The sequence below is a fragment of the Phreatobacter sp. genome, from assembly GCF_051860605.1.
Lineage (GTDB): Bacteria > Pseudomonadota > Alphaproteobacteria > Rhizobiales > Phreatobacteraceae > Phreatobacter.
In genome coordinates, this window is sequence record NZ_JBHYDR010000006.1 from 218,715 (window position 1) to 244,620 (window position 25,906).

Annotated in this window: 26 protein-coding genes and 1 tRNA gene; 13 read left to right on the plus strand and 14 right to left on the minus strand. The window is 67.7% G+C overall.

Features of this window, described 5'->3' with window-relative positions:
* Window positions 1-6 precede the first annotated feature (6 nt).
* Genes ACTIFS_RS12745 through ACTIFS_RS12755 form a run of 3 tightly spaced genes read right to left on the minus strand, consistent with a single transcriptional unit; the run spans window position 7 to window position 2,947 of the window.
* Window positions 7-1,311 (minus strand): TRAP transporter large permease, encoded by a 1,305-nt coding sequence (locus ACTIFS_RS12745; RefSeq protein WP_439574481.1) that lies wholly within the window; start codon window positions 1,309-1,311, stop codon window positions 7-9.
* Between the two features lie 39 nt (window positions 1,312-1,350).
* Window positions 1,351-1,935: a TRAP transporter small permease subunit gene (locus ACTIFS_RS12750; RefSeq protein ID WP_439574482.1), complete on the minus strand. Its 585-nt coding sequence runs from the start codon at window positions 1,933-1,935 to the stop codon at window positions 1,351-1,353.
* Between the two features lie 13 nt (window positions 1,936-1,948).
* A complete protein-coding gene (locus ACTIFS_RS12755; protein WP_439574483.1) occupies window positions 1,949-2,947 on the minus strand; it encodes a TRAP transporter substrate-binding protein in 999 nt (332 codons plus the stop codon).
* A 324-nt stretch (window positions 2,948-3,271) separates the two neighbouring features.
* On the opposite strand from ACTIFS_RS12755, the gene ACTIFS_RS12760 reads away from it, so the two are divergent.
* Window positions 3,272-3,790, plus strand: coding sequence for a winged helix DNA-binding protein (locus tag ACTIFS_RS12760; RefSeq protein ID WP_439574484.1), 519 nt, complete (start codon window positions 3,272-3,274; stop codon window positions 3,788-3,790).
* Window positions 3,791-3,808: 18 nt separating this feature from the next.
* On the opposite strand, the gene ACTIFS_RS12765 is transcribed toward ACTIFS_RS12760, so the two are convergent.
* Complete coding sequence (locus ACTIFS_RS12765) at window positions 3,809-5,449, minus strand: hydantoinase B/oxoprolinase family protein (RefSeq protein WP_439574485.1); 1,641 nt, start codon at window positions 5,447-5,449, stop codon at window positions 3,809-3,811.
* A gap of 5 nt (window positions 5,450-5,454) precedes the next feature.
* Complete coding sequence (locus tag ACTIFS_RS12770) at window positions 5,455-7,611, minus strand: hydantoinase/oxoprolinase family protein (RefSeq protein ID WP_439574486.1); 2,157 nt, start codon at window positions 7,609-7,611, stop codon at window positions 5,455-5,457.
* Window positions 7,612-7,917: 306 nt separating this feature from the next.
* On the opposite strand from ACTIFS_RS12770, the gene ACTIFS_RS12775 reads away from it, so the two are divergent.
* Window positions 7,918-8,694: a creatininase family protein gene (locus ACTIFS_RS12775; protein WP_439574487.1), complete on the plus strand. Its 777-nt coding sequence runs from the start codon at window positions 7,918-7,920 to the stop codon at window positions 8,692-8,694.
* Window positions 8,695-8,697: 3 nt separating this feature from the next.
* Here ACTIFS_RS12775 and ACTIFS_RS12780 read toward each other — a convergent pair whose 3' ends face one another.
* On the minus strand, window positions 8,698-9,645 hold the full coding sequence (locus ACTIFS_RS12780; protein WP_439574488.1) for an acetamidase/formamidase family protein: 948 nt from the start codon (window positions 9,643-9,645) through the stop codon (window positions 8,698-8,700).
* Between the two features lie 259 nt (window positions 9,646-9,904).
* Between ACTIFS_RS12780 and ACTIFS_RS12785 the strand changes: the two genes are divergently transcribed.
* Together ACTIFS_RS12785 and ACTIFS_RS12790 are read left to right on the plus strand one after the other, a co-directional pair.
* The gene (locus tag ACTIFS_RS12785) at window positions 9,905-10,909 is read left to right on the plus strand and encodes a TAXI family TRAP transporter solute-binding subunit (protein WP_439574489.1); all 1,005 of its coding nucleotides are present in this window, start codon (window positions 9,905-9,907) and stop codon (window positions 10,907-10,909) included.
* Between the two features lie 3 nt (window positions 10,910-10,912).
* Window positions 10,913-13,072 (plus strand): TRAP transporter permease, encoded by a 2,160-nt coding sequence (locus ACTIFS_RS12790; protein WP_439574490.1) that lies wholly within the window; start codon window positions 10,913-10,915, stop codon window positions 13,070-13,072.
* On the opposite strand, the gene ACTIFS_RS12795 is transcribed toward ACTIFS_RS12790, so the two are convergent.
* Complete coding sequence (locus tag ACTIFS_RS12795) at window positions 13,047-13,736, minus strand: DUF1045 domain-containing protein (protein ID WP_439574491.1); 690 nt, start codon at window positions 13,734-13,736, stop codon at window positions 13,047-13,049. The two genes, ACTIFS_RS12790 and ACTIFS_RS12795, sit on opposite strands and share 26 nt — an antisense overlap.
* Window positions 13,737-13,904: 168 nt before the next feature.
* Here ACTIFS_RS12795 and ACTIFS_RS12800 point away from each other — a divergent pair, with 168 nt between their 5' ends.
* On the plus strand, window positions 13,905-14,675 hold the full coding sequence (locus tag ACTIFS_RS12800) for a gamma-glutamyl-gamma-aminobutyrate hydrolase family protein (RefSeq protein WP_439574492.1): 771 nt from the start codon (window positions 13,905-13,907) through the stop codon (window positions 14,673-14,675).
* Here the strand turns inward: ACTIFS_RS12800 and ACTIFS_RS12805 are convergent.
* Window positions 14,660-15,511, minus strand: a complete 852-nt coding sequence (locus tag ACTIFS_RS12805) for a lysozyme inhibitor LprI family protein (RefSeq protein ID WP_439574493.1) — start codon at window positions 15,509-15,511, stop codon at window positions 14,660-14,662. The two genes, ACTIFS_RS12800 and ACTIFS_RS12805, sit on opposite strands and share 16 nt — an antisense overlap.
* A gap of 168 nt (window positions 15,512-15,679) precedes the next feature.
* On the opposite strand from ACTIFS_RS12805, the gene mnmA reads away from it, so the two are divergent.
* From mnmA to ACTIFS_RS12825, 4 genes are all read left to right on the plus strand, one after another.
* Window positions 15,680-16,855, plus strand: coding sequence for a tRNA 2-thiouridine(34) synthase MnmA (mnmA, locus tag ACTIFS_RS12810; RefSeq protein ID WP_439574494.1), 1,176 nt, complete (start codon window positions 15,680-15,682; stop codon window positions 16,853-16,855).
* A 60-nt stretch (window positions 16,856-16,915) separates the two neighbouring features.
* On the plus strand, window positions 16,916-17,545 hold the full coding sequence (locus tag ACTIFS_RS12815; protein ID WP_439574495.1) for a class I SAM-dependent methyltransferase: 630 nt from the start codon (window positions 16,916-16,918) through the stop codon (window positions 17,543-17,545).
* An 18-nt stretch (window positions 17,546-17,563) separates the two neighbouring features.
* Window positions 17,564-18,193, plus strand: coding sequence for a Pr6Pr family membrane protein (locus ACTIFS_RS12820; protein ID WP_439574496.1), 630 nt, complete (start codon window positions 17,564-17,566; stop codon window positions 18,191-18,193).
* A gap of 71 nt (window positions 18,194-18,264) precedes the next feature.
* Window positions 18,265-18,341, plus strand: a tRNA-Met gene (locus tag ACTIFS_RS12825).
* Between the two features lie 58 nt (window positions 18,342-18,399).
* Here ACTIFS_RS12825 and ACTIFS_RS12830 read toward each other — a convergent pair.
* From ACTIFS_RS12830 to ACTIFS_RS12855, 6 genes are all read right to left on the minus strand, one after another.
* The gene (locus ACTIFS_RS12830) at window positions 18,400-19,437 is read right to left on the minus strand and encodes an amino acid ABC transporter substrate-binding protein (protein WP_439574497.1); all 1,038 of its coding nucleotides are present in this window, start codon (window positions 19,435-19,437) and stop codon (window positions 18,400-18,402) included.
* 17 nt (window positions 19,438-19,454) lie between these two features.
* Window positions 19,455-20,087: a L,D-transpeptidase gene (locus ACTIFS_RS12835; protein WP_439574498.1), complete on the minus strand. Its 633-nt coding sequence runs from the start codon at window positions 20,085-20,087 to the stop codon at window positions 19,455-19,457.
* Window positions 20,088-20,109: 22 nt separating this feature from the next.
* On the minus strand, window positions 20,110-20,610 hold the full coding sequence (locus ACTIFS_RS12840) for a hypothetical protein (RefSeq protein WP_439574499.1): 501 nt from the start codon (window positions 20,608-20,610) through the stop codon (window positions 20,110-20,112).
* Between the two features lie 187 nt (window positions 20,611-20,797).
* On the minus strand, window positions 20,798-21,517 hold the full coding sequence (locus tag ACTIFS_RS12845) for a cytochrome c biogenesis CcdA family protein (protein ID WP_439574500.1): 720 nt from the start codon (window positions 21,515-21,517) through the stop codon (window positions 20,798-20,800).
* Window positions 21,518-21,541: 24 nt separating this feature from the next.
* Window positions 21,542-21,928 carry a thioredoxin family protein gene (locus ACTIFS_RS12850; RefSeq protein ID WP_439574501.1) on the minus strand — a complete coding sequence of 129 codons (387 nt, stop codon included), beginning with the start codon at window positions 21,926-21,928 and terminating at the stop codon, window positions 21,542-21,544.
* A 98-nt stretch (window positions 21,929-22,026) separates the two neighbouring features.
* Window positions 22,027-22,653: a glutathione binding-like protein gene (locus ACTIFS_RS12855; RefSeq protein WP_439574502.1), complete on the minus strand. Its 627-nt coding sequence runs from the start codon at window positions 22,651-22,653 to the stop codon at window positions 22,027-22,029.
* A gap of 132 nt (window positions 22,654-22,785) precedes the next feature.
* Between ACTIFS_RS12855 and ACTIFS_RS12860 the strand changes: the two genes are divergently transcribed.
* From ACTIFS_RS12860 to ACTIFS_RS12875, 4 genes are all read left to right on the plus strand, one after another.
* A complete protein-coding gene (locus tag ACTIFS_RS12860) occupies window positions 22,786-23,349 on the plus strand; it encodes a TetR/AcrR family transcriptional regulator (protein WP_439574503.1) in 564 nt (187 codons plus the stop codon).
* A 167-nt stretch (window positions 23,350-23,516) separates the two neighbouring features.
* Window positions 23,517-23,768 carry an acyl carrier protein gene (locus ACTIFS_RS12865; protein WP_439574504.1) on the plus strand — a complete coding sequence of 84 codons (252 nt, stop codon included), beginning with the start codon at window positions 23,517-23,519 and terminating at the stop codon, window positions 23,766-23,768.
* A gap of 2 nt (window positions 23,769-23,770) precedes the next feature.
* On the plus strand, window positions 23,771-24,964 hold the full coding sequence (locus ACTIFS_RS12870) for an acyl-CoA dehydrogenase family protein (protein ID WP_439574505.1): 1,194 nt from the start codon (window positions 23,771-23,773) through the stop codon (window positions 24,962-24,964).
* A 3-nt stretch (window positions 24,965-24,967) separates the two neighbouring features.
* Window positions 24,968-25,906, plus strand: coding sequence for an amino acid--[acyl-carrier-protein] ligase (locus ACTIFS_RS12875; protein WP_439574506.1), 939 nt, complete (start codon window positions 24,968-24,970; stop codon window positions 25,904-25,906).

The window sequence follows — 25,906 nt, forward strand, 5'->3', positions numbered from 1 at the left end:
GATCCGCTAGCCGGCCATCAGGTTGGGCAGGAACATCACGATGTTCGGGAACAGCACCAGCAGGATCGTGAAGGCCATCATGATGAAGAGATAGGGCAGCGTGACGCGGGCCAGATAGGACAGGCTGTCGCCCGTAATGCCTTGGATGACGAACAGGTTGAAGCCGACTGGCGGCGTGATCTGCGCCATCTCCACCACCATGACGATGAAGACACCGAACCAGATCGGGTCGAAGCCGGCAAGCTTCACGATCGGTAGCGCGATCGGCAGCGTCATGACGATCATCGAGAAGCCGTCGAGGAAACAGCCGAGCACCAGATAGAAGAGGATCAGCACGACCATCAGCATCAGCGGCGACAGGCCGAGGCTCTCCACGAAGCCGGCGACTTTGGCGGGAATGCCGAGGAAGGCAGCGGCCGATCCGAGGATGGAGGCGCCCAGAAGGATCAGCGCGATCATCGAGCAGGTGATGACGGACGCGATCGCGATCTCGCGCATGACGGCGAGCGTCAGCGTCCGCTGGACGGCGGCCACCAGCACGGCGCCGAGAACGCCGACAGCCGCGGCCTCCGAGGGCGTGGCGATGCCGCCATACATGGAGCCGAGCACGCAGGCGATCAGGAACACGGTCGGCGCCAGATCCTTGACGGCGGCGAAGCGTTCGCCCCAGGACACCTGGCTCATCGCCCGCTCGCTGTCCGGCACGAGGTCCCTGCGGATGGTGGTGTGGATCATCACCCAGCCCATGAAGCACATGGCGAGCAGTGCGCCGGGGATCAGGCCGGCGGTGAACAGCTTGATGATCGAGACATCCGCCAGCACGCCGTAGATGATCAGGATGTTGGAGGGCGGGATGAGGAAGCCGAGCGTTCCGGCGCCCGCCAGCGTGCCGACCGCGATGTCGCGCGAATAGCCGCGCTTCAGCAGTTCGGTGAGGGCGATGCGCCCGACTACCTGCGTGGTGGCGGCCGAGGAGCCCGAGATGGCCGCGAACATGGTGCAGCCGACGATGTTCACGTGGATCAGCCGGCCGGGCAGCAGGCCCGCCCAGGGGGCAAGGCCGGTGAACAGCGACTTCGACAGCTTGGTGCGGAACAGCACCTCGCCCATCAGGATGAACAGCGGCAGCGCCAGCAGTTCCTGGGTGGTCAGGATGTTCCACGTATATTGCGGCACCAGCCGATGCAGCGGGATGTCGCGGAAGATGAACAGGAGCACCACCCCGGTGACGCCGAGGGAGAGGCCGATCCACAGCCCGCCGGCCAGCAGGCCGAACAGGATGGCGAACATGACGATGACTTCGACGGCCATGGAGGGCCTCCGCAAAGGCAGGCGTTCGGGGCGGATGCGCTATTCGACCGGGTTCTGAGCCCGCAGCGAAGGGTCGTCGAGCGGCAGGTTCCAGGCGGCGCGGATGGTCCGGGCGTAGAACTGGAGGGTCAGCAGCGCCAGTCCGAAGGTTACCATCGCCATGGGCGGCCACACGATGGTGCCGGAGGAGATCGACACCTGTCCGCGTGAGAACGACGCCCAGGTGAACAGCACCATGGAGAACGTCAGGTAACTCGTCGCCAGGGCGCCGAGAAATGAGGAGACCACCTCGATCGCGCGGCGCAGGCCCGGTCCGGCAACGGCCAGAAGGATCGTCACCCGGATATGGCCCCCCGCCCGGAGGGTCATGGCCGCCCCGAAGGTGAAGGCGGCGGCCATGAGATAGGAGGAATATTCCCAGGCGTTCGGAACGACGCCCGGCCCGATGCCGGTGAAGTTCGACAGCGAGCGCGCAAAGACCTCCGACAGCATGAGCGCGGCCAGAGCCACCAGACAGGCGGCTCCGAGCCACAGGTCGAGGCGACCGAGTTGGTCAATCGCCTTCAGAAACCACCGGAAGGCCGATGGCGCCCCGGCGTCGAGATCGGAAGCTGGGGTCGCCATCGCCGTCGCCCCGTCAGGAGCGCTTCACTTCGGCCAGATAGGCCTCGATCGGCCCCTTGGCCGCCGGAACGCGGCGGGTGTAGTCCTGCACCATGTTGGCGGTGCGACGGCGCATGTCGGCCATCATCGGCGCCGGGATGTCGACCACCTCCATGCCGCCCTGCTTCAGGCGCGCGAGGCTGTCGGTATCGGCCTTGACCGAGGTGTTCCAGAATTCCGGCTCCAGGCGCTTGGCAATCGCCTCGATGGACGCGCGATGGTTGGCCGGCAGCTTGTTCCAGGCATCCATATTGACGTTGACCATCTGGCACGACCAGACGTGGTTGGTCGGATAGACGTATTTCAGGAACTCCCAGAATTTGCCGTCCACGCCGGAGACCGCGGAGGTCGACACGCCCTGCACGGCATTGGACGCCAGCGCCGGAATGGTCTCGCCCCAGGGGATCACGACGCCGGTCATGCCGAGCGCATTGACCATGTCCTGCGCGCCACGATCCGGGCAGCGGACCTTCTGGCCGGCGAGCCCGGCCAGCGTGTCGGCCTTCACCTTCATGTGCAGGTACTGGGTCGGCCAGGGCACCATATAGAGGTTCTTCTGATTGTTGTTCTGCACGACGCGCTCGAAGACCGGGCGGATGTGCTTGTGATAGACGCGCAGTTCGTCCACCGAACCGACCAGGAAGGGCACGCCCTCGGCGCCCAGGATCGGCTCGTCGCCGATCTGCTGGATGTTCAGGACGTCAGCGATCGGCACCAGGCCGTCGCGCACGGCACGCAGATGCTCGGGACCCTTGAAACCGAGCTGGCCGCCCGACTTCACGGTGATGTTCACGGCACCGCCCGTGGCGGCCTTGACCTCATCGGCGAACTTCTTGGCGTTGATCGTGTGGAAATTGCCGTCCGGCCAGACGGTCGACAGATCCCAGTTGACGGACTGGGCACGGGCAATGGTCGGCGCGGCGAGAAGGCCGGTTCCGGCGATGCCAGCGACGAATTGACGGCGGTCGAACATGGGAAAGCTCCTCTGTCCCTGTCTCTGGATGGCCCGCCTGTCGAGAGGCGGCTGGGGCCTGACGCCCTTGGCACGATTGGACTGCTGATCGCCCGTCATGACAAGCGCTTCCTGCACAGGGGTGAAACCTGGAAGGCCCCGTTTCCCTGGCAAGTGCTGCGCCGAGCCCTGCGGGCGAAAGCCGCAGCCGACGAAAGACTGGCGTAGCGATGTCGGCATGTCAACGTATCGTCGATATTTTGTCATGATTTTAACTGCTTGATTTCGACGAGTTCACGAGGCCAAATGGTCGGCCCGGCACCATTCATTCCCGGAGAAATTGCGATGTCCCCGCCTGCCGCGCTCGGTCCCATCGTCTCCTCCGCCCATCTGGCAGCGGGCGAGTTGCCGGCGCTTTCGGAATTCGAGTTCGGCATGATGATGGTCAGCCACGCCTTCCATCGCTGGACCGTGCGCTGCGCGGCTGCGGGGGGCGCGCCCGGCCTGTCCGCGCTCGAGAACATGATCCTGCACACGGTCTATCACCGCGGCCGGCCGAAGCGCCTTGCCGACATCGCCCTCGTCCTCAATGTCGAGGACATGCATCTCGTCACCTATGCGGTGAAGAAGCTGGAAAAGGCGGGCCTCGTGAAGGGCGAACGCATCGGCAAGGAGAAGGCCGTCTCGGTCACCCGGAAGGGCTCGGATGCCGTCATGCGCTACCACGAAGTGCGCGAGGCCCTGCTCATCCAGAGCGTCAAGGCCTTCGGCACGGAACCGGCCGTCCTCAGCCGCATCGCCACCGAGATGCGCGCGCTCTCCGGCCTCTACGACCAGGCGGCAAGGGCGGCGGCCAGCCTCTAGCCGCCGCGCCGCCGGCCATCAGCCGCCATAGACCTTGGCGCCCTTCGCGCTGACCAGACCCTCGCTGACATCCTTCGCCACGGCCTCGCGGTCCCGCGCGCCCGGATCGCCGATGCCGCCGCCGCCGGGCGTCATCACGACGAGACGGTCATCGGGCGGGATGAGCTGGAAGCCCTTGCCCTTCAGTTTCTTGCCGGACTTGAGCGCGACCGCTCCGGCGGCCCCGTCCTTGCCGCCATCGCGGCCGCGCGGGGGATGGTCGATGCGGTCATAGGCGGCCAGCAGGTCGAATGGCTTGCCGATGCGGCTGCCGACCTCGATCACCTGGCCGAGACCGCCGCGCGTGCGGCCCGCACCGCCCGAATCCTCGCGATATTCCTTGCGCCAGAAGATCAGCGGCGTGATCGACTCGGCGATCTCCACCGGCGTTCCCTTCACGCCCGACGGATAGGCGGTGGCGGACAGGCCGTCCTTCATCGGACGCGCGCCGGTCCCGCCGTTCGAGGTCACGGCCATCATGAACCCGTAATTGCCAAGCCCCTCCTCGTCGGTCTGGCCACGCACGTTGAGGTTCCACAGGCAGGACGTGCCTTCCGCCGGGACCCGGTCGGGAATGGCCTGGCGCAGCGCGCCGAACACCACGTCCGGCAGCATCTGGCCGATGATGTGGCGCGATGCGACCGGCTTCGGCTTCAGCGCGTTGACGATCGTGTCCTCCGGAGCCGACACGGTCAGCGGCGCCAGCGAGCCGGCATTGTTCGGAATGTCCTTGCCGACGATGCAGGCGAGACCGAACACCGTGTAGGCCGTCGTATAGGCGAGCGGCACGTTGATGCCGCGGCCCGAGGCCGGACCCGTGCCGGTATAGTCGACATGGATGCCGTCCTTCCGGACCTCCACGGTGCAGGCGAGCGTCACCGGCTCGTCATAGCCGTCCACGGTCATGGAACTGGACCACTTGCCCTTCGGCAGCGCGGCGATAGCCTCCAGCACGGCCGCCTTCGAGCGCGTCAGGATGTGGTTCGACAGCACGTCGAGATCCCTGAGGCCGAACTCCTCCATCATCTCGGACAGCCGCTCGCAGCCGACATCGTTGCAGGCGGCGAGCGAATAGACATCGCCCTCGGTATCGATCGGCAGGCGCGTATTGGCCCGGATCATCGCCATCAGCGTCTCGTTCAGCTTGCCGCGGTCGGCGAGCTTCAGCAGCGGGATGTAGAGCCCTTCCATGAACACGTCGGTGCCGTCCGGCCCGAAGCCGATGCCGCCGATATCCATCAGGTGGCTGGTGCAGGAGAACAGGCCGACCAGCTTGCCGCGATGGAAGGCGGGCGTCGTCAGGACGAAGTCGTTGAGGTGGCCCGTCCCCATCCAGGGGTCGTTGGTGATGTAAATGTCGCCCTGCTTCATCGTCTCCACCGGGAAGACGCGGACGAAGTGCTTGACGCTCTCGGCCATGGAGTTGACGTGGCCGGGCGTGCCGGTGACGGCCTGGGCCAGCATGTTGCCGTCGCGGTCGAAGACGCCGGCGGAGAGGTCGCCCGCCTCGCGCACGATGGGCGAGAAGGCGGTGCGCAGCAGCACCTGCGCCTGTTCCTCGACCACCGCGATGAGGCGGTTCCACATGACCTGCAGTTCGATGTCGGAAAGCTTGCTCATGACGGTCACTTTCCCTTCTTCGCGGCAGGCTTGCGGGCGGTGAGGACGAGGCCGAGGCCGGTATCGATCTCCGCGTCGAATGCGGCGGTCACATAGGTGGACGTGCCCGCCTCCACGATGATGGCCGGCCCCTCGATGCGCGATCCCGGCTCCATGGCGAGGCGGTCGTACATCGGCACCTTCACGGGCTTGCCGGACTTCGCATCGAAGACCGGACGCGAGCCGATCGGTTTCGGCCCGGACTTCGACCGGGCCTTTGCCAGTTTCGGCGGACTGGCGGCATCGGTGGTCACCAGCACCGCCCAGGACAGGATCTCGATGGCCGCACCCGGAATGTGGCGGGCGAACAGCTGGCGATAACCCGCCTCGAAGGTCTCACGCATCGCCGCAATGTCACGGCCGGTCAGCGCCCGTTCCGGCAGCGGCACGGCGATCTCGTGCCCCTGCCCGGCATAGCGCATGAAGGCGGTGCGGGTCTCGGTCAGGCGGCGGCTGCCGGCAGCCGCGCGCGCCAGTCCGGTCGCCTCGCGGCTCATGCCGGACAGGAGTTCGTTGGCCTGTTTCAGGTCGAACTTGTCCAGCCGCATGAACCGTGAATGGACGAGCTCATAGGCCGCCGGCGCCCGCAGGAACCCGACCGCAGAGCCGACGCCGGCATCGGCCGGCACGATCACGCGGGCGATGCCGAGTTTCTCGGCAAGGCGCGCGGCATGGAGCGGGGCTGCGCCGCCAAACGCCACCATCGTGTGATCCGTGACGACGACGCCGCGCTCCACCGCATGGACGCGCGCAGCATTCGCCATGTTCTCGTCGATGATCTCGGCCACGCCATAGGCGGCCATGGAGGTGGTCAGCGACAGCGGCTTGCCAACGCTGGCATCGAGCGCGGCCTCCGCCTTTTCAGGATAGAGCGTGATGGCGCCGCCGGCGAAGTGCGCCGGCTCGATCTTGCCCAGCACCACATCGGAATCCGTCACCGTCGGCAGGTCGCCGCCGCGGCCATAGCAGGCCGGGCCCGGCACGGACGCGGCCGAATCCGGCCCGACCGTGATGCGCTTCATCGCGTCGACACGGGCAATGGACCCGCCGCCGGCGCCGATCTCCACCATCTCGATGACCGGGATGCGCACCGGCAGGCCGGACCCCTTCATGAAGCGCGACTGGCGGTCGACCTCGAAGGTGCGGGCCTTGTAGGGCGTCGCGTCGTGGATCAGGCAGATCTTGGCCGTGGTGCCGCCCATGTCGAAGGACAGCACCTTGTCCTCAGACCGCTCCGCCGCGATGTGGGCGGCAAGGATCGCCCCGCCTGCGGGCCCCGACTCGACGAGGCGGATCGGAAAACGGGCCGCCGTCTCCAGCGTCGCCAGCGATCCGCCGGAGGTCATCAGGTGGATCGGCTTCGTGTAGCCCTCGGCGGCAAAGCCCGCCTTCAGCCGGCCGAGATAGCCGGACATGAGCGGCTGGACATAGGCATTGGCCACCGCCGTGGAGGTGCGCTCGTATTCGCGCATCTCCGGACAGACCTCCGAGGACAGGGTCACGGCGATCCCCGGTGCCTCTTTGGCCAAAATCTCGCGCACGCGCTGCTCGTGCGCGCCGTTGGCATAGGAATGGATGAAGGCGACCGCGACCGCCTCGACCTTTTCCGCCTTCAGCTGCTTTGCAACCTTGCGGACCGCGGCGACGTCGAGTTCGATCCAGACCTTGCCCATCACGTCGATGCGCTCGGGGACCGTGAAGCGAAGGCGCCGCGGAACCAGCTGACGCGGCTTGTCGATGAAGATGTCGTACTGGTCGTAGCGGCTCTCGTCCGCGATCTCGATCACGTCGCGAAAGCCGTCGGTGGCGATCAGCGCGGTCCTTGCGCCCTTGCGCTCGATGACGGCGTTGGTGGCCAGAGTGGTGCCGTGGACGAAGGTGTCGAGATCGGCAAATCCGATGCCGGCCTCGGCAAGCACCTGGCGTGTGCCCTCCACCACCGCCTCCTCCGGGGCGTGCGGCGTGGTCAGCACCTTGGTGGTGAGGCGATCCTCGCCGCGTTCCAGCACGATGTCGGTGAATGTCCCGCCGATATCGGTGGCAAGGCGCGTCGGCACCTTTGCGGCGACGGCCTTCGTGCCCGCTTTCGCGGTTGCGGCTTTCTTGGCAACAGGTTTGGCCATGTCGAGGTCGGTCCGATCCCTGGCCGGGACGGAGCCGGCGGATGCCGCTCCCGTCTCCGGAACCGCGGTGTTTCTCGCACGAACCGTTCGGCCCGACGACTGCCAACCGCGCGGGAACCGACATTCGCTGCGTGAAACCGCCATGTCAATAATTCATCGACAATTCGTTGTCGAAATGAAGTTGCCAGATGCTGGGGAACTCCGGGCCATCGGCAGGTCAGCGCTGCAGCACTCGCATCCGCCATGCTGCGTCCCCGCCTCGACCGGACGGTGCCCGTCGTGGAACCATGGCACCGGGAGGACATCATGACCGACACCGCCACACCGCCCGTCGAATGGGCAAGGCTCACCGCACCCGAACTCAATGCGCTGGCCGCCGCAGGCGCCACGGTGCTGTTGCCCGTGGCATCGACGGAGCAGCACGGGCCGCATCTCGGCACCGGCGTCGATACGCTGCTGTGCGGCGAGGTCTGCCGGCGGGCGGCCCTGAAGGCGGTGAACCACCGCCCCGTCGTGACGGCGCCGACGCTCTGGGTCGGCATGGCCGAGCATCACATGGCCCATGGGGGCACCTTCACCCTCGACATCCCGACCTATCGGGCGGTGCTGCTCTGCCTCATCCGCTCGATCGCGCGCCACGGGTTCAGCCGGGTGCTGATCGTCAACGGCCATGGCGGCAACATGACCGCGCTCAATGCCTTCCTGCCGGACTTCGAGCGCGAGACGGGGCTCGCCGTCGCGGCCACCACCTATTTCGAGCTGGCACAGCCGGCCTTCGCCCCCCTGCTGGAGGACCAGCAGAGCGTGCTGCACGCCTGCGAGGCCGAGACATCCATGATGATGGCAGCCTTTCCCGAGGCTGTGCGCGAGGCCAGGCTGCCCGAGGCCTATGGCCCCCATTTCGGCGACCCGCGCGCGGTGCTGGCGCCCCCCGCCCAGCGCTTCCGCTCCTTCGCCACGCTCACGCCATCCGGCGTGCTCGGCGATGCCCGCAAGGCCTCGAAGGCCAAGGGCGACAGGCTGATGGAGGCTGCCGCCGACGCGCTCGCCGATCTCATCGTGCGCGGCGCACCGTGGGAATGAGGCTCAGCGCACCTTCTCGAGCCATTTCTTGGCCAGCATCACGTGGATGCCCTTGTTGCCGTTGACGACCTGCGTCACCCGCACGTCGGCAACCAGCGACATCAGGGCAAAGGCCTCCTCCCGGTCGAGCCCGGAGCGGGCCGTCAGGAGGTCGATCATCGACCGCAGCGCGATCTGCACCGCTGCGTCGAGATCGGGATCGAAGGCCATGGTGAGGACGTGGGTCGGCGTTTCGGCCAGCGGCCAGGCAAGGCTCATGTCCTTGCGCACGGTGAGGCGGAACGTGCCGACAAGCCCGGTCTCGATGGCGGTGATGCACACCTCGCCATCGCCCTGCGCACCGTGGGCATCGCCGACGGAGAAATTAGCCCCCTCGACGAAGACCGGCAGGAACAGGGTCGTGCCGGCCACCAGTTCCTTGTTGTCGAGATTGCCGCCATTGCGGCGCGGCGGCAGGGTGTTGACCCGGCCCCACTCGGCGGGGGGCGCAACCGCCATCACGCCGAAGAACGGGCGGTCCAGCGCGATCTCATGGCCCCACGGCATGGTCGCGACCTTGCGCGCCCGGTCGATGCGCGAATGGAACAGGCGCTTCGCCCTGAACTCGTCGGGAAGCGCGCCGACCAGAGGCGCGACGAACGTGTAGCCCCAGTCATAGTGCAGGTCGATCGCCTCGATATCGACCTGGAGAACATCGCCGGGCCGCGCGCCTTCGACCGCCACCGGGCCGGTGCAGATATGCCCCGGCAGCACAGGGCCACCGAACCTGTCGTGGATGGCCCTGAGCCCCGGCGGAATGCCCCAGTCCGCTGGAGGCAGCACGTCCGGGCCGCCGGAAACGGTCGAGACCGTCACCCTCTCACCCGATGCAAGGGTCAGGCGCGGGGCAAGGCCGGCGTCGAAATAGCCCCAGTGGGCCGTTTCCGCTCCGGCGTCGAGGCGGTAGGTCATGATTCGTCCTGTTCTGGTCCGGAGCCGCGACAGCACTCTATCCCTGCCGCAGCCGTCGCCAAGAGCGGCTTTGCAGTCCGGCCGTGCAGACTGCGGCCATGGTCGCGGCGGCCCCGACGTGGCATGCCGGCGCGGCGCCATGGCGCAGGTCGCTTGCCTTCCGCCAGCCGCCCGGCCATCGTAGCAACCAACGGGTGCCGATTGCCTTCTGGCATCAGCGCCCTAGCTCCATAGGAGCCATCACATGAGGGGGAGCCCAATGCCCAGTCGTCGTCACTTCATCATCGGAACCGCCGGCCTGATCGCCGCGCCGTCCGTCGCCCGCGCCCAGGCGCGTAACTACATTCTCGCCACCGCCACGCTCGGCGGCACCTATTACCCGGTCGGCGTGGCGCTCGCGACGCTCGCCAAGCTGCGCCTGCAGAACGCCAAGCAGATCGACATGTCGGCGATTTCCTCTGCCGGTTCGGGCGAGAACATCCGCCTGCTGCGTGAGAACCAGGCCCAGTTCGCCATTCTCCAGGGCCTGTTCGGCGTCTATGCGCGCGACGGGTCGGGTCCCATCCAGCAGGCTGGCAAGCAGCCGAACGTGCGCTCGATCTGCGCGCTGTGGGGCAATGTCGAGCATTTCGTCATCCGCGCGCGCTACGCGCCGACGGGTACCATCGACGACATCATGAACCTGCGCGGCCGCCGCTTCTCCATGTCGGCGCGCAACTCGGGCACCGAGTTCTCGAACCGCTTCATCTTCGCCAATATGGGCATCGACCCGAACATCTTCGAACTGGTGTTCCTCGGCTTCGGCCCGTCGACGGAGGCCATGCTGAACGGCCAGATCGACGGTTCCAATCCGGGCGGCGGCGTGCCGGTGGCCGCGATCACCCAGCTGTTCGCCCGCAACGCGACCGAGTTCAAGCTGCTGACCTTCAACGAGGAGCAGGCCAAGAAGGCGGATGGCGGAAACGGCCTCTACGTGCCCTTCACGATCCCGGCCAATTCCTATCCGAACCAGCCGCAGCCGCTGCAGACCATCGTGCAGCCGAACTTCCTGGCGGTGAACGCCGCGGTGCCGGACAACGACGTCTACGAGGTCACCAAGGCGATCTTCGAGAACCTGCCGTTCCTGAACGGCATTCACGCCGCCACCAAGGAGATCAACATCCAGACGGCGCTCGCCGGCATCGTCAATCCGGTCCATCCGGGTGCGGCCCGCTACTATCAGGAGAAGGGGGTCACCATCCCCGAGCGTATCCGCCCGGCCTGATCCGTGAGCGAAGCGGACAGCCAGCGGGACGACCGCGACCTGCGCGGCGAGGGAAGCCTCGTCGCGCATTTCATCTATTGGGGCGGGGCGCTGCTGGCTGCCTGGCATATCTGGCTCAACACCTTCGGGGTGCTGAGCGAGTTGCGGGCGAGTATCGTTCACTTTGCCGGATTTGCGGTCATCGGCGCTCTGGCCTGGCCGCTGCTGGCCGGCCGCGGGCGGCGCGGCGCGCTTGCCCTCGCGCTCGACGTCCTGATTGCCCTGATGGCGGTGGGCTGCGTCTTTTATCTCTTCCTCGGGGAGGACAGTTTCTACGCGCGGTCCAGCACCTTCACCTGGTACGACTGGATCTTCACCATCGCTGCGCCGCTGATCGCGCTCGAACTGATCCGCCGGACCACCGGCTGGGTCGTGCCGATCCTGTGCATCATCGCCTTCCTCTACATGACCGTGCTGGGTCCCTGGGTGCCGGGAGCCTTCCGTTTTGCCGGCCTCAGCCTCGAGATCGCGCTGTTCCGCGTCTTCTATTCCGACGACGGCATGTTCGGGAACATCGCCCAGATCTCGTGGAATCTGGTGGCGATGTTCATCATCTTCGGCGCGTTCCTGCAGGTGTCGGGCGCCGACCGCTTCGTTCTCGACATCGGCCGCGCCATGGCACGCCGGATGCTCGGCGGCCCTGGTTTCGTCGCCGTCATCGCCTCGGCCCTGTCGGGCACCATTTCCGGGTCGGCGGTCGCCAATGTCACCTCGACGGGCGTCGTCACTATCCCGCTCATGAAGAAGGCCGGCTTCAAGCCGCACTTTGCCGCCGGCGTCGAGACGGCCGCCTCCACCGGCGGCGGCATTCTACCCCCCATCATGGGGGCTGGCGCCTTCATCATGGCCTCGATGACATCCATCCCCTACCTGACCATCGCAGCCGTCGCGGCGATCCCGGCCCTGGTCTATTTCTTCGGCGTCGCCGTCGGCGTGCGCATCCATGCCAAGCGCCACAACCTGTATTTCGTGGATGACGAGGCCCCGCCCGTCTGGGAGACCGTTCGCCGGCGTGGCCTGCCCTTCCTGGTGCCCTTCACGCTGCTGCTCTATCTGCTGTTCACCGGCATCGGTCCGGCCTACGCGGCGGGTGCAGCCATCGCCGCCGTGGTCGTCGTCTCCTGGATCTCCGATACGCCGATGGGGCCGCGCCGCATCCTCGATGCGCTGGCACTCGGTGCGCGCAGCATGGCCCCAACGGCGGTCCTGCTGGTCGGCATCGGGATCATGATCTCGGCGGTCGCCACGACCGGCATCGGCAGCACCTTCTCCATCATGGTGGAGCGCTGGGCGGCGGGAAACCTCGCCATTGCTCTGGTGCTCATCGCGATCGCCTCGCTCGTTCTCGGTGCCGCGCTGCCGGTGACGGCCTCCTACGTGGTGCTGGCAACGCTCTCGGCGCCGGCGCTGACCGACATGATCCTCAGCCAGACGGCCACGGCCTCGCTGGTTGCAGGCAACATTCCCGACATGGTGCGGATGATCGCGACGCTGGCTGCGCCCGACCTGACATTGCCGACGGCCGGTACCGGCATGGCCCAGGCCGATGCTGCAAGACTGCTGGCGGCCATCCCCACGGAAATGCGCTCGCAGGTCTATGATTCGCTGCTTTCGCCGGGCGCGGCGACGCTCGCGCTTCTCTCCGCGCACATGATCATCTTCTGGCTCAGCCAGGACAGCAACGTCACGCCTCCTGTCTGCATTCCGGCCTATGCGGCCGCGTCCATTGCCGATGCCAAGCCGATGCCCTCGGCTATCGTCGCCTGGCGCCTGTCGAAGGCGCTCTACTTTGTCCCCCTGATGATGGCCTACCAGCCGTTCCTGTCGAGCAACGTGTTCGTGCAGATCTATATCGCGGCCTTCGCCCTGCCGGGTATCTATGCCCTGTCCGCGGCCATCGAGGGCTATGCCGAGGCGCGGCTCACGCTCGTCGAGCGTGTCGCCATGGGTGTCGCCGGCTTCGTGCTGATCGTGCCGTTCGGCGATGTCTACAACTGGGTCGCGATCACTGTTTTCGCCGCCCTGATGGGTCTCAACATCGTCAGGTCGCGCCGGGAGAAGCCGCCGGAAAAAAAAAGCAGTGGCCGCCTGACCGGGATCAACCCTCCAGCGGAACGCGTGTGAGCACCGAGAACCGGTCCTCGCGCCGCGCCTGCCGGTACACGACGAGCGCATCGACCACAAAAGGTGCGTCAACAGGCGCGTAGTGGGCGGCGAGCGCGGCCCGGATCGGCTCCTGGCGCTGGACCGCCAGCGGGCCCGTCAGGGTCATGTGGAAGACAAAGTCGTCGAAGATGTAGGGATAGCCGAAAGCGTCCAGCTGGGCCTTCTGGCGTGCGGTCAGCGGCGCCGCGAGACGGCGCGCCATGTCCTCCGATGACAGCGGCGCGCGGAAACGGTTGAAGTGGCGCACGGTCTCGGTCGCCAGCCGGTCGAGCGGCTCGCACGGCGCAGCCGGCAACAGGGCCACGAAAGACTTCATCGCGGAAACCGCCAGGCGCGGCACCACAAAGGCCGGCCGGCTTCGCGCAAATCCTGACAGGGCGTCGAGCAGGTCGGCTTCGGTCAGGCCTGCGGCCAGTTCGAACGGCGCCTTGATCGTCCCGTGCAGGCCGTAGGGGCGCGGCGCGGCGGTGAGTGCCGGCCAGTCGGGCGCATCGAACGGCTCGCCCTCCGGCCAGGGCACGTCGCGCGCGAGGGCGGCATCGTAGCCGATCACCGACGAGCCGAACGTCCAGAGAGGGTCGCCGGATGGCGGGGCGACAAAGAGGGCATAGCGCGATGTCATGGACAGGCCTTAGCCAAGGCGGACGACGGCCGCAAGACGGCGCGCATGCCTGACGGCGGACAGTGGCAGCCATGTCGAAATTGTGGATTTGCACGGCGCGGCGAGCCAACCACAATACGCGCGCGCAGGGTCGCGGACAGTGTGGGCCGGCGCTTGGGAGAACAGCAGATGAGCAGGCCCGTTGTCGGCGTGATCGGCAACACATATGTCGTTGAAAATCGCTTCCCGGCGCAGCTGGTCGGCGAGCGCAATCTGCGGGCCCTGGCCGAGGTCGCTGGCGCCCTGCCGATGATGTTTGCCGCCTCCCCGGACATCACCGACATGACGGCGTTGCTTGACGTCGTCGATGGCGTCCTGCTCACTGGTGCCCGTGCCAATGTCCATCCCGGCCGCTTCGGCAGCGAACCCGACGCGCGTCACGAGCCCTATGACGACGGGCGCGATGCGGTGGCCCTGACGCTCTGCCAGGCCTGCGTCGATCGCGGCGTTCCGATCTTCGGCATCTGCCGCGGCTTTCAGGAGATGAACGTTGCCTTCGGCGGCTCGCTTCACCCCGAGATCCGCGAGATCCCCGGCCGCATGAACCACAGGATGCCGCGGCTGCCGACGGGCGAGATCCATCCCGATCCGGAGGTGGTCTTCGCTGACCGGCACGATGTCGCCCTCACCCCCGGCGGCACCTTCGCCACCCTGTTCGGCACCGACCGGATCCGCGTCAACTCGCTGCATGGCCAGGGCATCCTCGAACCGGGACAGCGCGTGGTCGTCGAGGGAGTGGCCGAGGACGGCACGGCGGAGGCGATCCATATTGCCGGTGCGCCCGGCTTCGCGCTTGGTGTCCAGTGGCACGCCGAATACGACCCGCAGCGCAACCCGATCAATCGGGCGCTGTTCACAGCTTTCGGCGAGGCCGTGCGCGCGCATCAGCGCAGGCGATAGGCGGTCTTCAGGGCGCGGATGCGCTCCTCGGTCTCCACGATGAGGCAGGGGCCGACGAGATTGGCATAGATCGAATTGGCATGCCGGTTGGGCGTCTCGAAGGCCTCGGCCCGGCAGGCGACATCGCGCAACTGCGCCCACGGGCGCTGCGCCGCGCGCAGGGCCTCGATCCAGGCCGCCCGGTCGGCCTCGCTCAAATCCCCGCGCGCGCGGATCGCGGCAAGAGCGCGGGCCCAGACCGCGTTCAGTTCGCCATCGACGCGGGCGACGTGCCGCTCCGTGCAGGCCGTCAGCGGCTGGTAGTCGCCGCCATGCCCCGGATGACGGCACAGAGGCGCGTCGCCCTCGACAGCGATGACGTCGCGGCGGCCTGGACTGCCCCCGGTCGCCTCGAAGCTTGCGCGCGGGGCGCCGGCCTGCGGCTCCCGGAACCGGAACGACAGGTCCTTCGCCATGGTGTCCGTGATCGCGATGTGACAGGCGAGCGCCGCTTGCCCCGCCGCCTCCGCAGCCAGACCACGCTCGAAGGCGAGCAGCCGCGGTGCGCAGACGGCATCCCTGAATGTGGTCCAGAGGGCGATGGTCCTGCCGAAGGCCTCGGACCAGGCCTTCCGGTCCTCGGGCGACAGATTGCCCTCGCTCCCGCCGTCAATGACAGCCTGCGCTTCGTGACGGGCGGCCGCCAGCCCGGCCTCGGCCGCCCTCGCCTGGTCCTGAAGGCATGCCGGAGACCCGGCGGCGGCCGCCAGTCCGGTGCAGCCGGTCGAACGGGCACCGGACGGAAGCACTGCCGCAAGTGAGGCGATCAGAAGGGACAGGGCGAGAAACCGGCTCATGGGCGTCCTTCGCAGGCGATGGTCCGGCTTCTCGCAGGCGCACGTTTCGCTGCGGTGGTGGCCCGGGCCGCGGCGGTTTCAACGTGGTGGCTCCTGTTTCAGGCGCCTCCCATGCTTTGCGCAGCCGGCCACGAGCGCCTATATAGCCGCCGTCAGGACGCGGAACCCATGCTCAACAGCCTCGACATCGCCAAGCCGCCATCGGCGACCCGCGTGGTTGTCGCGATGTCCGGCGGGGTCGATTCCTCGGTGGTCGCCGGCCTCATCGCCGAACAGGGCTACGAGGTCATCGGTGTCACCCTGCAGCTCTACGACCATGGCGCCGCGGTCCACCGCAAGGGCGCCTGCTGCGCCGGCCAGGACATCCATGATGCCCGTCGCGTGGCCGAGCGCCTCGGCATCCCGCATTATGTGCTCGACTACGAGGAGCGGTTCCGCGCCGCGGTGATCGATCGTTTCGCGCAGTCCTATGCGGACGGCGAGACGCCGATCCCCTGCGTCGACTGCAACCGCCACGTCAAGTTCACCGACCTTCTGGCAACCGCCCGCGATCTCGGCGCCGATGTCCTGGCCACCGGCCACTACGTTGCGTCCCGACCTGTTGGCGACGGCCGTCGCGGCCTGTTCCGGCCGGTCGACGATGACCGCGACCAGAGCTATTTCCTGTTCGCCACCACGCAGGACCAGCTCGACACCCTGCGCTTCCCGCTCGGCACCATGACCAAGCCGGAGACGCGGGACCACGCCCGTCGCTTCGGGCTCGAGATTGCCGACAAGGCCGACAGCCAGGACATCTGCTTCGTGCCGGCCGGCCGCTATACGGCCATCGTCGAGAAGCTCAAACCCGAGGCCGCCGAGCCGGGCGACATCGTTCATGTCGACGGCCGGGTGCTCGGCCGCCACGAGGGCGTCATGCGCTTCACGGTGGGCCAGCGCCGCGGCCTCGGCATCGCCGCGCGCGAGCCGCTGTATGTCGTCGGGCTCGAGGCCGCGCGCCGGCAGGTGATCGTCGGCCCGCGCGAGGCGCTGGTCACGCGCACCATCGCCCTGCGCGATCTCAACTGGCTGGGCGACACCCCGCTCGCCATCGGCGAGAGCCTCGACTGCTTCGCGCGCGTGCGCTCCACCCGCCCGCCCCGCCCGGCCGTGCTGCACATGACAGCGATCGGCCCGGCGCTCGAACTGCCAGGCGGCGAGGAGGGCGTCGCCCCCGGCCAGGCCTGCGTGCTCTACGATGCCGGAACCGGCCCCGCGCGCGTGCTCGGCGGCGGCTTCATTCGTCGCCAGGAGGCGGTGAGCCGCACGACCGGAACCGAGCCGGCCGCCATCCTCGCGATCTCCTGACCCTCCCCTTCACGACCGGCGCCGCCTTGGCTACAGAGGCGTGACAGACGGGGAGCCGCAATGCCAGCCGCCGAACTCGACAAGACCTCGATCCAGAAGGCCTATGCCCGCTGGGCGCCGATTTACGACCCGCTGTTCGGGCGGATTACCGCGACCGGCCGGCGCGCCGCGGCGGCAGCAGCCACGCGCGTGGGCGGGCGCGTGCTCGAGGTGGGCGTCGGCACCGGCATCGCCCTGCCCGACTATGGCGCCAACTGCCGGGTCATCGGCCTCGACCTGTCCTTCGACATGCTGCGCATCGCCCGCAAGCGCGCCGATGACGGCCTCAGCAATGTCGAGGGCATCCTCCAGATGGATGCCGGCCGCCTGGCCTTCCCCGATGCATCGTTCGACTGCGTCGTGGCCATGTTCCTGATCACCGTCGTGCCCGATCCGGAGCGCGTGATGGCCGAGCTCGACCGGGTCTGCAAACCCGGCGGCGAGGTCATTCTGGTCAATCATTTCGCGGCCGAAGGCGGCATCCGCAAGCTGGTCGAGAAGGCCGCCGCACCCTTCGGCGACCGGCTCGGCTGGCACCCCGACTTCCCGTTCGAGCGGGTCATGGGCCAGAAGGACCTGTCCCTGATCGAGAAGAAGCCGGCAGGTTTTGGCGGGCTCTTCACGCTCGTCAGGTTCCGCAAGGCCGGCTAGCCTGCCGGCGGAGGCGGCATGGACATCATCGGCAGAACCGGCAGGATCGCGGCGGGCCTCGTCGCCGTCACGGGGTGGATGGCGCTCGCCATCCAGTTGCCCCTGACCATTGCCAACGGCTGGGCCGCCGGACGCTCGACAGCCGGCAGTCTCGTCATCTTCTTCAGCTTTTTCACCGTCCTCACCAACCTCCTCGTGGCGGTGGTCATGACCCGGCTCGCCAGCGGCAGCCGTGTCTCCGCGTCATTGGCCGGGGCGACGACCCTCAACATCGCCGTGGTCGGACTGGTTTATTCCGCGGTTCTCAGGGCGATCTGGAATCCCGTCGGCTGGCAGAAGGTCGCCGATCACCTGCTCCACGACGTGGTGCCGGTGCTGGCCGTGCTGGTCTGGCTCGCCTTCGTGCCGAAGGGACGCCTGTCGGCCCGCGATCTGCCGGTCTGGCTGATCTATCCGTTCGCCTTCCTCGGTCTGAGTCTCGTCCGGGGCAGCTTCGACGGCTGGTATCCCTATCCGTTCCTCGATGTCGGCCGGCTGGGCCTAGGCGTCGTGCTGCGCAATGCGCTGGTGGTCACGGTCCTGTTCCTCGGTCTGGCGGCGCTGATGGTTGCGCTCGACCGGTGGCTCGGCCGCAGGACGGCGCCTTGACAGGCTTTCGGGTCGGACCTTATATCCGCGCTCTCCGCAGCGCCCGGACGGGCGCCCGGATGGCCTTTCGGGGCGGGGTAGCTCAGTTGGTGAGAGCGCAGGATTCATAACCCTGAGGTCGGCAGTTCAAATCTGCCTCCCGCTACCATTTTCGCCGGTCGCAGGCCGACCGGAACCGTTTCAGCGGATCGGCTCCATCCCGGCATTCACCTCAAGGGTGGCGCGTACAGAATCCCGCCCATGGACCAGAGCTGGTTCATGCCCCGCGGGATGCCGAGGCGCGAGCTGGCACCGACGTTGCGCTCGTAAATCTCGGCGTAATTGCCGACGGCCCTGACGGCTCGGATGGCAAAGTCGTTGCCGAGGCCGAGCTTGGTGCCAAGGTCGCCCTCCGCGCCGACGAAGCGACGCACATCCGGCTTGGTCGAGCGCATGGCCTCATCGGCGGTTGCGATGGTGATGCCGAGTTCCTCGGCATTGATCAGCGCGAAGTTCACCCATTTGACGACATTGAACCAGCCAAGGTCGTCGGCGCGGGTCACCGGTCCGAGCGGCTCCTTGGAAATCACGTCAGGAAGGATCACCGCGGCGTCGGGCTGCGACAGCTTCAGCCGCTCGGCGAACAGGCCCGACTGGTCGGTCGTCAGCACGTCGCAACGGCCGTCCTGCAGCGCCTGGAGCGAGTCGGTCGCCGTCGGCAGTGTGTGAAGGGTGAGGCGCATGGAATTGGCGCGGAAATAGTCCGCGACATTCATCGCGCTGGTGGTTCCCTCCTGCACGCAGACCGGCACGCCGTCGAGTTCCAGCGCCGAGGTGATGGCCGGCCGGCGCAGCACCATGAAACCCTGCCCGTCATGGAAGGTGATGCCGGCGAACAGCAGGCCAAGGCCCGCCTCGCGCTCCAGCGTCCAGGTCGAATTGCGCGACAACACGTCGATTCGGCCGGCCCGCAGGGCCTCGAAACGCTCCGAGGCCGACAGCGGCAGGTAGGTCACCTTGGCCGGGTCGCCCAGCACGGCCGCGGCAAGCGCCCGGCAGAAATCGACATCGAAGCCCGACCAGCGGCCCTGGGCGTCACGGTCGGAAAAGCCGGCCAGTCCCTGGCTCACCCCGCAGTTGAGCGTGCCGCGCTGCTTCACGGCAGCCAGCGTACTGGCTGCGGCAGGAGCCGGGGCCGCCAGCACCATTGCGGCCGCCAGCAACACCGCGGCAGACGCCGCGAGGCGTCGAAATCCCTTGATCATGGCGCGCTCCCGGCGGTTCACAGCGTTGCAGCGTGGCGGATGATGACCTTTGCGCCGACCGGCACGCGCGTGTAGAGGTCGATGACGTCGCCATTGGCGAGCCGGAAGCACCCTGACGAAACCGCATGGCCGATCGTCTCGGGCTGGTTGGTGCCGTGGATGCGATAGACGGTCGAGCCGAGATAGAGCGCGCGTGAACCCATCGGATTGCCCGGCCCGCCAGCCATGAACCGCGGCAGATAGGGCTGGCGCTGGATCATTTCCGGCGGCGGTGTCCAGTCCGGCCATTCGGCCTTGCGCGACACGCGCACGAGACCCGACCAGGTGAAGCCCTCGCGGCCGACGCCGATGCCGTAGCGAAGTGCGCGGTTGTTGCCGAGCACCAGATAGAGGAACCGCTCGGAGGTATGTACGACCAGCGTTCCCGGAGCCTCGGTCGAGCGGAAGAACACCAGTTGCCTGCGGAACGCTCCCTCGCGGATGACGACCTCTTCGGTGGAGACCCGCCCCGGTTCGTCGCCGATATTCATGGTCTCGCGCATGGCGGCGGGCGATGCAGACTGTGCGAGGGCGGCGGCGGGCGCCAGGCACAGGGCGAGGCAAAGGGCGGCAGCAAGCCGCCCGGCGGCCTTGGGGGTCGTTGCGATCATGGACAACACCTTCATGCAGGGTTCAGCGCGAGGCGCGCGTCGTTGGCGCCGCGGGGCAGCGCACGTAAACGAAGGTCCCGTAGCGGGCATGGACGGCCGGATCGACGAAGCGCATGACGATCAGGTTGTCGGAGAAGGAGAGGATCTCGCGATCCTGCACATGTCCCGGCGGAGCATCGAAGCCGAGATAGGTCTTGCCGTCAGTCCCGCCCTTGAATGTCAGCTCATAGGGCCGTGCATCGTCTGCAACATGCATGATGACCCCGTCGGACGGCCCCCGCGTGATGACATACGGCGTGCGGCAATGCTGGCGGGCCATGGCTTCGGTGCGTTGCCGGTCCCGGTCCTCCCGGTAGCTGGCAACGCCCCAGTTGCCCACCAGTCCCGCCACCGGATAGGGCGAGGGCAGGCGCTGGGACCCCGGCGAGGGCGCGGGGGCAACCACCGGAGCTGGCGTCGGCGACGTCATGCAGCCGGCGAGAAGGAGCGCGGCGGCTGCCGCCAGGATGGGCGCCGCCTTCACACTCCCGTCCCGATGCTGATCTGCCGGATCGCTCACGCCGCACCCCCTCACGATTGTTCGCCTCTGGCGACCAGTGAAACGGCATCTGGCGACAATGGCAATGGGGCCGGGCGTGCAATCAGGACGCAGCCAGACGTCAGCAGCCGGGGCGCGGCGCTGCAGCGGCTGGCCGCGGAAAGGGCCCTCGTCAGAACCGGGTGGTGAGCTGCGTCAGCCAGTCCGGCGAGAGATCGACGAGACGTGCCTCCACCGCCTTGTCGAGGCCCGTCAGGATCGCCAGCCCGACCAGCAGCAGCAGGCCGCCCAGCACGAGCTTGCCGCTCTTGCCGGCCGCCATCATCCGCTCGCGCATCTGCACCATGCGCTCGCGCGAGACGAGGCCGAGCAGGACGAGCGGGACCCCTGCACCGACCCCGAACACCAGCATGGTGAGGGCGACCGCACCGAGGCTCTCGCCGCGGGCCGCCAGCACCGAGGCGGCGCCGAGCGTCGGCCCGACGCAGGGGCTCCAGACCGCGCCAAGCAGCAGGCCGAGCGCGAACTGGCCGGACAGGCCGCCGGTCGAGAAGCCGCCGAAGCGCTGCTCCGTCCAGTTGGACACGGGCCCGGCGGCGACCGCCAGCCGCGCCTGCGCCTGCGGGAGGACCAGCAGCAGGCCGGCGCCGATCATCAGCACGGCGGCGACCGACCGGAACACGCCACCGTCAAGCCCGATGGCAAAACCCACGGTCGCCACGAACAGGCCGATGGCGGTGAAGGAGGCAGCTAGGCCTCCGGCAAGCGCCAGCGGCCCCAGCCGATGCTCCGACACGGCGGCACCAAGCACCAACGGCACCAACGGCAGCACGCAGGGCGAAAGGATGGACAGGACACCCGCCAGGAAGGCGAAGCCAAGGGTCGCGATCATGGCAGGACCTCCGGTATCCGCGGTTCAGATGGCCTTGGCCAGCAGCGTTTCGATGGAGGCCCGGTTCGTGTCGCCCGTGGAGCGTCCCTTCTCCTCCGTGCCGCGGAACACGATGAGCGTGCTCTGCATCTGGACGCGCAACTGGCGCAGAACATCCTTCTGGCTGTCGAAATCCACCGTCAGCACAACGAAGCCGCGGAACCGCTCGCTGGCCGTGAGGTCCGACAGGATCGGCTTCTGCGCGCGGCAGGTCGGGCACCACGGGGCGCTCACCTCGACGAGGATCGGCCGACCAGCTGCCTGTGCAGCCTGGAACGCGGCGGGCGTGAAGGCCCGGGGCGCGGCATGGGCCCTGACGGCGAGAAGCGGCAGAGCCGCGCTGGCAACCAGTAGATGGCGACGGTCGAACATGGGCAGGGCTCCCGGAGACGAGGACATGCCCGCTTCAGAACGGGCAATCGGTCTTCGCTCCGGGAGGCCGGTTCATTTCGCTCCTCACCGCTTCGTGATCAGGCGGCGAGCTTCTGGTACTCGGCCATCTCGGCGGCCATGGCGCGGGCAACGGACGGACGGGCGAGCATGCGCTTGTGATAGGCCGCCATCACCGGCCATTGCTTCAGGTCAGTTCCGACATGACGGAACCAGTTGAGCAGGGTGACGAGATAGGCATCCGCCACGGTGAACGTCTCGCCGACCAGGAAATCGCGCTCGCCCAGCCTGATGCTGAGGGCATCGAGCGACTTGGCGAGAAGCGGACGCACCTCCTCCTTCGTCGCCTCGGACGACCGGGTCGAGAACAGGGGAGCGAAGATGCGCTTGTGAACCTCGGTCGAGAGGTAATTCAGCGTGTCGATCAGCCGATAGCGCTCGGGCGTACCCCAGGCGGGGGCAAGCCCCGTCTCCGGCTTCTGGTCGGCAAGATATTGCAGGACCGCAGGACCCTCGTTGAGCACCTCGCCCGAATCCAGCCGAAGGGCCGGCACATAGCCATGAGGCGAGACGGTCCAGAAGTCCTCGCCGCGCGAGGTGGTCTTCCGGCGGTTGTCGACATAGGTGACGGCCACGGGAAGCCCCGCCTCCAGCACCGTGATATGAGAGGCGAGCGAACAGGCGAGCGGGGCGGAATACAGGTCCATCTGATCCTCCTTGATTTTATGCGCAGCGGTACAAAATTATGCAGGGCGACTGAAGTCAAGATTTTTATGCGAGACAGTACGGAAAAAGAGAACCGCCCGCGGGGGCGACCACGGAGCTTCTCGGAAGCCGAGGTGCTGGACCGGGTCCGGCCGGTCTTCCTGGAGAAGGGCTATTCGGCCGCCACGCTCGATGATCTGGCTGCTGCGGCCGGGCTCAACCGCCCGAGCCTCTATGCCGCCTTCGGCAGCAAGGAGCAGCTCTATGTGGCGCTGATCGGCCGGGTCAGCCGGGGCAGCGTCGAGGGCATCGACGCGGTCATGGCCAGCCCCGGCACGGTCGAGGAGCGGCTCAACCGCCTCTACCGCCATGCGATCCGGCAATACACGTCCGCACCGCGGCCCGGCGGCTGCCTGATCGTCGGCACCGCGTCCGTGGAGGCGCCGACCCATCCGGCCATCGCCGAGGCGGCGCGCGGTTTCATGACGGCGAACGAGGAGGCGCTCGCCCGTCATTTCGCCCGTGCGGTGGAGGATGGCGCGCTGGCGGCAGACCCCGCCCCGCCCGCCCGCGCACGCATGGCGACCGCGCTTCTCGACACGCTCGCCATCCGCGCACGTCTCGGCGAACCGGTACCTGGCCTGGAAGCCTTCGCGCGCTCGTCGGTGCCGATCATCTGCGCCCGGGCCTGCATCTGATCGGCCCCCGCGGGGGTATTCACCGAGCCATTGTCGCGATCCCGCAGGCGTGAGGTGACGCAGGGCAAGGGCGTTAACACTATCGGTAATCAAATGTTGATGGCTTGGGTCCAATGCGAGTAATCATGCCGATGGGAACGGGGATCGGCTCACAGGAGCGATCCGACATGAAGGCCAGAATTCGCGAGATCATCGCGCGGACTGTCGAGCTGCCGGGGGGCATCGACGGCCTGAGCGACACGTCCGACCTCTACGAGGCCGGAATGACCTCTTTTGCGTCGGTCCAGCTGATGCTGGCCCTCGAAGAGGCCTTCGACATCGAGTTTCCGGAGCGGATGCTGAACCGGCGTCTGTTCTCCTCCGTGTCCAGCATCGCCGCAGCGCTCGACGAACTCTCGACCGAACACGTCGGGGGCTGACCATGCTGGACAGCACCAGGACCGCCGGCGCCACCAGCGCCGGGTCTGCGCATGCCCGCGCCATGGCGGTCGCGAAGGTTGCCGCCGGACAGGCCGACGCCGTCGATCGCGACGGGCGCTTCCCGCGCGAGGCCGTCGAGGCCATGCGCGAACAGCGCCTCCTCGGGCTCATGATCCCCACCGAATTCGGCGGCGAGGGCCTAAGCTTCGGCGAGATCGCCGAACTCTGCACCATTCTCGGCGGCGCCTGTTCGTCGGCCGGCATGGTCTTCGCCATGCACCAGATCAAGATTTCCAGCCTCGTCCATCACGGCGCCGGCTCCCCCTGGCATTGCGACTTCATGCGCCGCGTGGCGCGCGACCAGCTGCTGGTCGGGTCGGCGACCACGGAGGCGGGCATCGGCGGCGACCTGCGCAATTCGGTCTGCGCCATCGTTCCCGATGGCGACCATGTGGCCATCGACAAGGACGCGACGGTCATCTCCTACGGCCTCGATGCCGACGCCATCATGGCAACCGCCCGCCGCGCGCCCGACGCCGCCTCCTCCGACCAGGCCATGGTGGTCATCGAGAAGCATCAGGCCGGCCTCGTCCAGACCTCGGTCTGGGACACGCTCGGCATGCGCGGCACCACCTCGCACGGGTTCAGGCTGACCGCGCGCGTTCCCGCCGCCCAGGTCTTCCCCAAGCCCTTCGCCGAGATCGCGGCGCAGAGCATGCTGGCAAGCTCGCACCTGTTCTGGTCGGCGCTATGGTTCGGCATTGCCGGCTCGGCGCTCGGTCGCGCCCAGGCATCCGTCAGGGCGGCTGCCCGGCGCACCCCGAATGCCGTCCCCCCCGGCGCCTCCCGCCTGTCTGCCGCAGCCGCCGAGCTCGCCGGCCTCAAGGCCCTCGTCCGCGACGGCATCGCCCGCTTCGAGCGCGCCCGCCACGACGAGGACGAGCTCAATGCCATGGGCTTCGCCGTGGCCATGAACGCGGTCAAGGTCGAGGCCTCGCGCCGCGCCGTCGCCATCGTCCAGGAGGCCCTGACCATTGCCGGCATCATGGGCTACAAGAACGACAACCCCTTCTCGGTTGGCCGCCAGCTGCGCGACATCCTGTCCGCGCCGCTGATGATCGCCAACGATCGGGTCCTCGCCAACACCGCAACCCTGCTTCTGATGTCGCGCCTCGACACCGCGCTGGAGGACTGAGTCATGCTTGCCAAGACCCCGGCCGGCGCTGCCCCGGCCACCGGTACCTCCTTCCTGGACGAACTGTTCGACCGTGGCCTCCTGATCGAGACCGGGGTCGACGGCCTCTATGGCCGCTCCGGCCTGTTCGAGGCCATCGGCGACGGCTTCCAGGCGCTCGTCACCCGCCATGGCGGCGGCGACAATGCCGAAATCGTCCGCTTTCCCCCTGCCATGGCCCGCGACGTCTTCGAGAAGTCCGGCTACATGAAGAGCTTCCCCCAGCTCGCCGGCACGGTGCATTGCTTCTGCGGCTCGCCTGCCGATCACCTGGCCCTGATGCAGACCATCGAACAGAAGGGCGACTGGACAGCCGGCCAGCAGGCCAGCGAGATCGTGCTGACGCCGGCGGCCTGCTACCCGCTCTACCCGACCGCCGCCAAGCGCGGCGCGCTGCCCGCCGAGGGCCGCCTGTTCGACCTGATGTCCTACTGCTTCCGCCACGAGCCGTCGAAGGATCCGGCGCGCCAGCAGTTCTTCCGCATGCGCGAATATGTCCGCATGGGCACGCCCGACCAGGTGACGGAGTTCCGCGCCTCATGGCTGGAGCGCGGCCAGGCGCTGATCGCCGAACTCGGCCTGCCCTTCGCGGTCGATGTCGCCAACGACCCCTTCTTCGGCCGCACCGGCAAGATGCTGGCCGTGAACCAGCGCGACCAGCGCCTCAAGTTCGAACTGCTCATTTCGATCGAGAGCGAGGAGAACCCGACGGCCTGCCTGTCGTTCAACTATCACCAGGACCATTTCGGCAAGACCTTCGGACTGACGACGGCCGACGGCGAGGTCGCCCACACGGCGTGCGTCGGCTTCGGTCACGAGCGGGTGATCCTGGCGCTGCTCAAGCACTACGGCACCGATGTTGCCCGCTGGCCGGCCAGCGTCCGTTCCGCGCTGGGGCTGTGA

Bases quoted from the DNA above. Each gene is read 5' to 3' on its own strand.
- ACTIFS_RS12745 (WP_439574481.1), bottom strand. From the start codon at position 1,311: ATGGCCGTCGAAGTCATCGTCATGTTCGCCATCCTGTTCGGCCTGCTG.
- ACTIFS_RS12750 (WP_439574482.1), bottom strand. From the start codon at position 1,935: ATGGCGACCCCAGCTTCCGATCTCGACGCCGGGGCGCCATCGGCCTTC.
- ACTIFS_RS12755 (WP_439574483.1), bottom strand. From the start codon at position 2,947: ATGTTCGACCGCCGTCAATTCGTCGCTGGCATCGCCGGAACCGGCCTT.
- ACTIFS_RS12760 (WP_439574484.1), top strand. From the start codon at position 3,272: ATGTCCCCGCCTGCCGCGCTCGGTCCCATCGTCTCCTCCGCCCATCTG.
- ACTIFS_RS12765 (WP_439574485.1), bottom strand. From the start codon at position 5,449: ATGAGCAAGCTTTCCGACATCGAACTGCAGGTCATGTGGAACCGCCTC.
- ACTIFS_RS12770 (WP_439574486.1), bottom strand. From the start codon at position 7,611: ATGGCCAAACCTGTTGCCAAGAAAGCCGCAACCGCGAAAGCGGGCACG.
- ACTIFS_RS12775 (WP_439574487.1), top strand. From the start codon at position 7,918: ATGACCGACACCGCCACACCGCCCGTCGAATGGGCAAGGCTCACCGCA.
- ACTIFS_RS12780 (WP_439574488.1), bottom strand. From the start codon at position 9,645: ATGACCTACCGCCTCGACGCCGGAGCGGAAACGGCCCACTGGGGCTAT.
- ACTIFS_RS12785 (WP_439574489.1), top strand. From the start codon at position 9,905: ATGCCCAGTCGTCGTCACTTCATCATCGGAACCGCCGGCCTGATCGCC.
- ACTIFS_RS12795 (WP_439574491.1), bottom strand. From the start codon at position 13,736: ATGACATCGCGCTATGCCCTCTTTGTCGCCCCGCCATCCGGCGACCCT.
- ACTIFS_RS12800 (WP_439574492.1), top strand. From the start codon at position 13,905: ATGAGCAGGCCCGTTGTCGGCGTGATCGGCAACACATATGTCGTTGAA.
- ACTIFS_RS12805 (WP_439574493.1), bottom strand. From the start codon at position 15,511: ATGAGCCGGTTTCTCGCCCTGTCCCTTCTGATCGCCTCACTTGCGGCA.
- mnmA (WP_439574494.1), top strand. From the start codon at position 15,680: ATGCTCAACAGCCTCGACATCGCCAAGCCGCCATCGGCGACCCGCGTG.
- ACTIFS_RS12815 (WP_439574495.1), top strand. From the start codon at position 16,916: ATGCCAGCCGCCGAACTCGACAAGACCTCGATCCAGAAGGCCTATGCC.
- ACTIFS_RS12820 (WP_439574496.1), top strand. From the start codon at position 17,564: ATGGACATCATCGGCAGAACCGGCAGGATCGCGGCGGGCCTCGTCGCC.
- ACTIFS_RS12830 (WP_439574497.1), bottom strand. From the start codon at position 19,437: ATGATCAAGGGATTTCGACGCCTCGCGGCGTCTGCCGCGGTGTTGCTG.
- ACTIFS_RS12835 (WP_439574498.1), bottom strand. From the start codon at position 20,087: ATGATCGCAACGACCCCCAAGGCCGCCGGGCGGCTTGCTGCCGCCCTT.
- ACTIFS_RS12845 (WP_439574500.1), bottom strand. From the start codon at position 21,517: ATGATCGCGACCCTTGGCTTCGCCTTCCTGGCGGGTGTCCTGTCCATC.
- ACTIFS_RS12850 (WP_439574501.1), bottom strand. From the start codon at position 21,928: ATGTTCGACCGTCGCCATCTACTGGTTGCCAGCGCGGCTCTGCCGCTT.
- ACTIFS_RS12855 (WP_439574502.1), bottom strand. From the start codon at position 22,653: ATGGACCTGTATTCCGCCCCGCTCGCCTGTTCGCTCGCCTCTCATATC.
- ACTIFS_RS12865 (WP_439574504.1), top strand. From the start codon at position 23,517: ATGAAGGCCAGAATTCGCGAGATCATCGCGCGGACTGTCGAGCTGCCG.
- ACTIFS_RS12870 (WP_439574505.1), top strand. From the start codon at position 23,771: ATGCTGGACAGCACCAGGACCGCCGGCGCCACCAGCGCCGGGTCTGCG.
- ACTIFS_RS12875 (WP_439574506.1), top strand. From the start codon at position 24,968: ATGCTTGCCAAGACCCCGGCCGGCGCTGCCCCGGCCACCGGTACCTCC.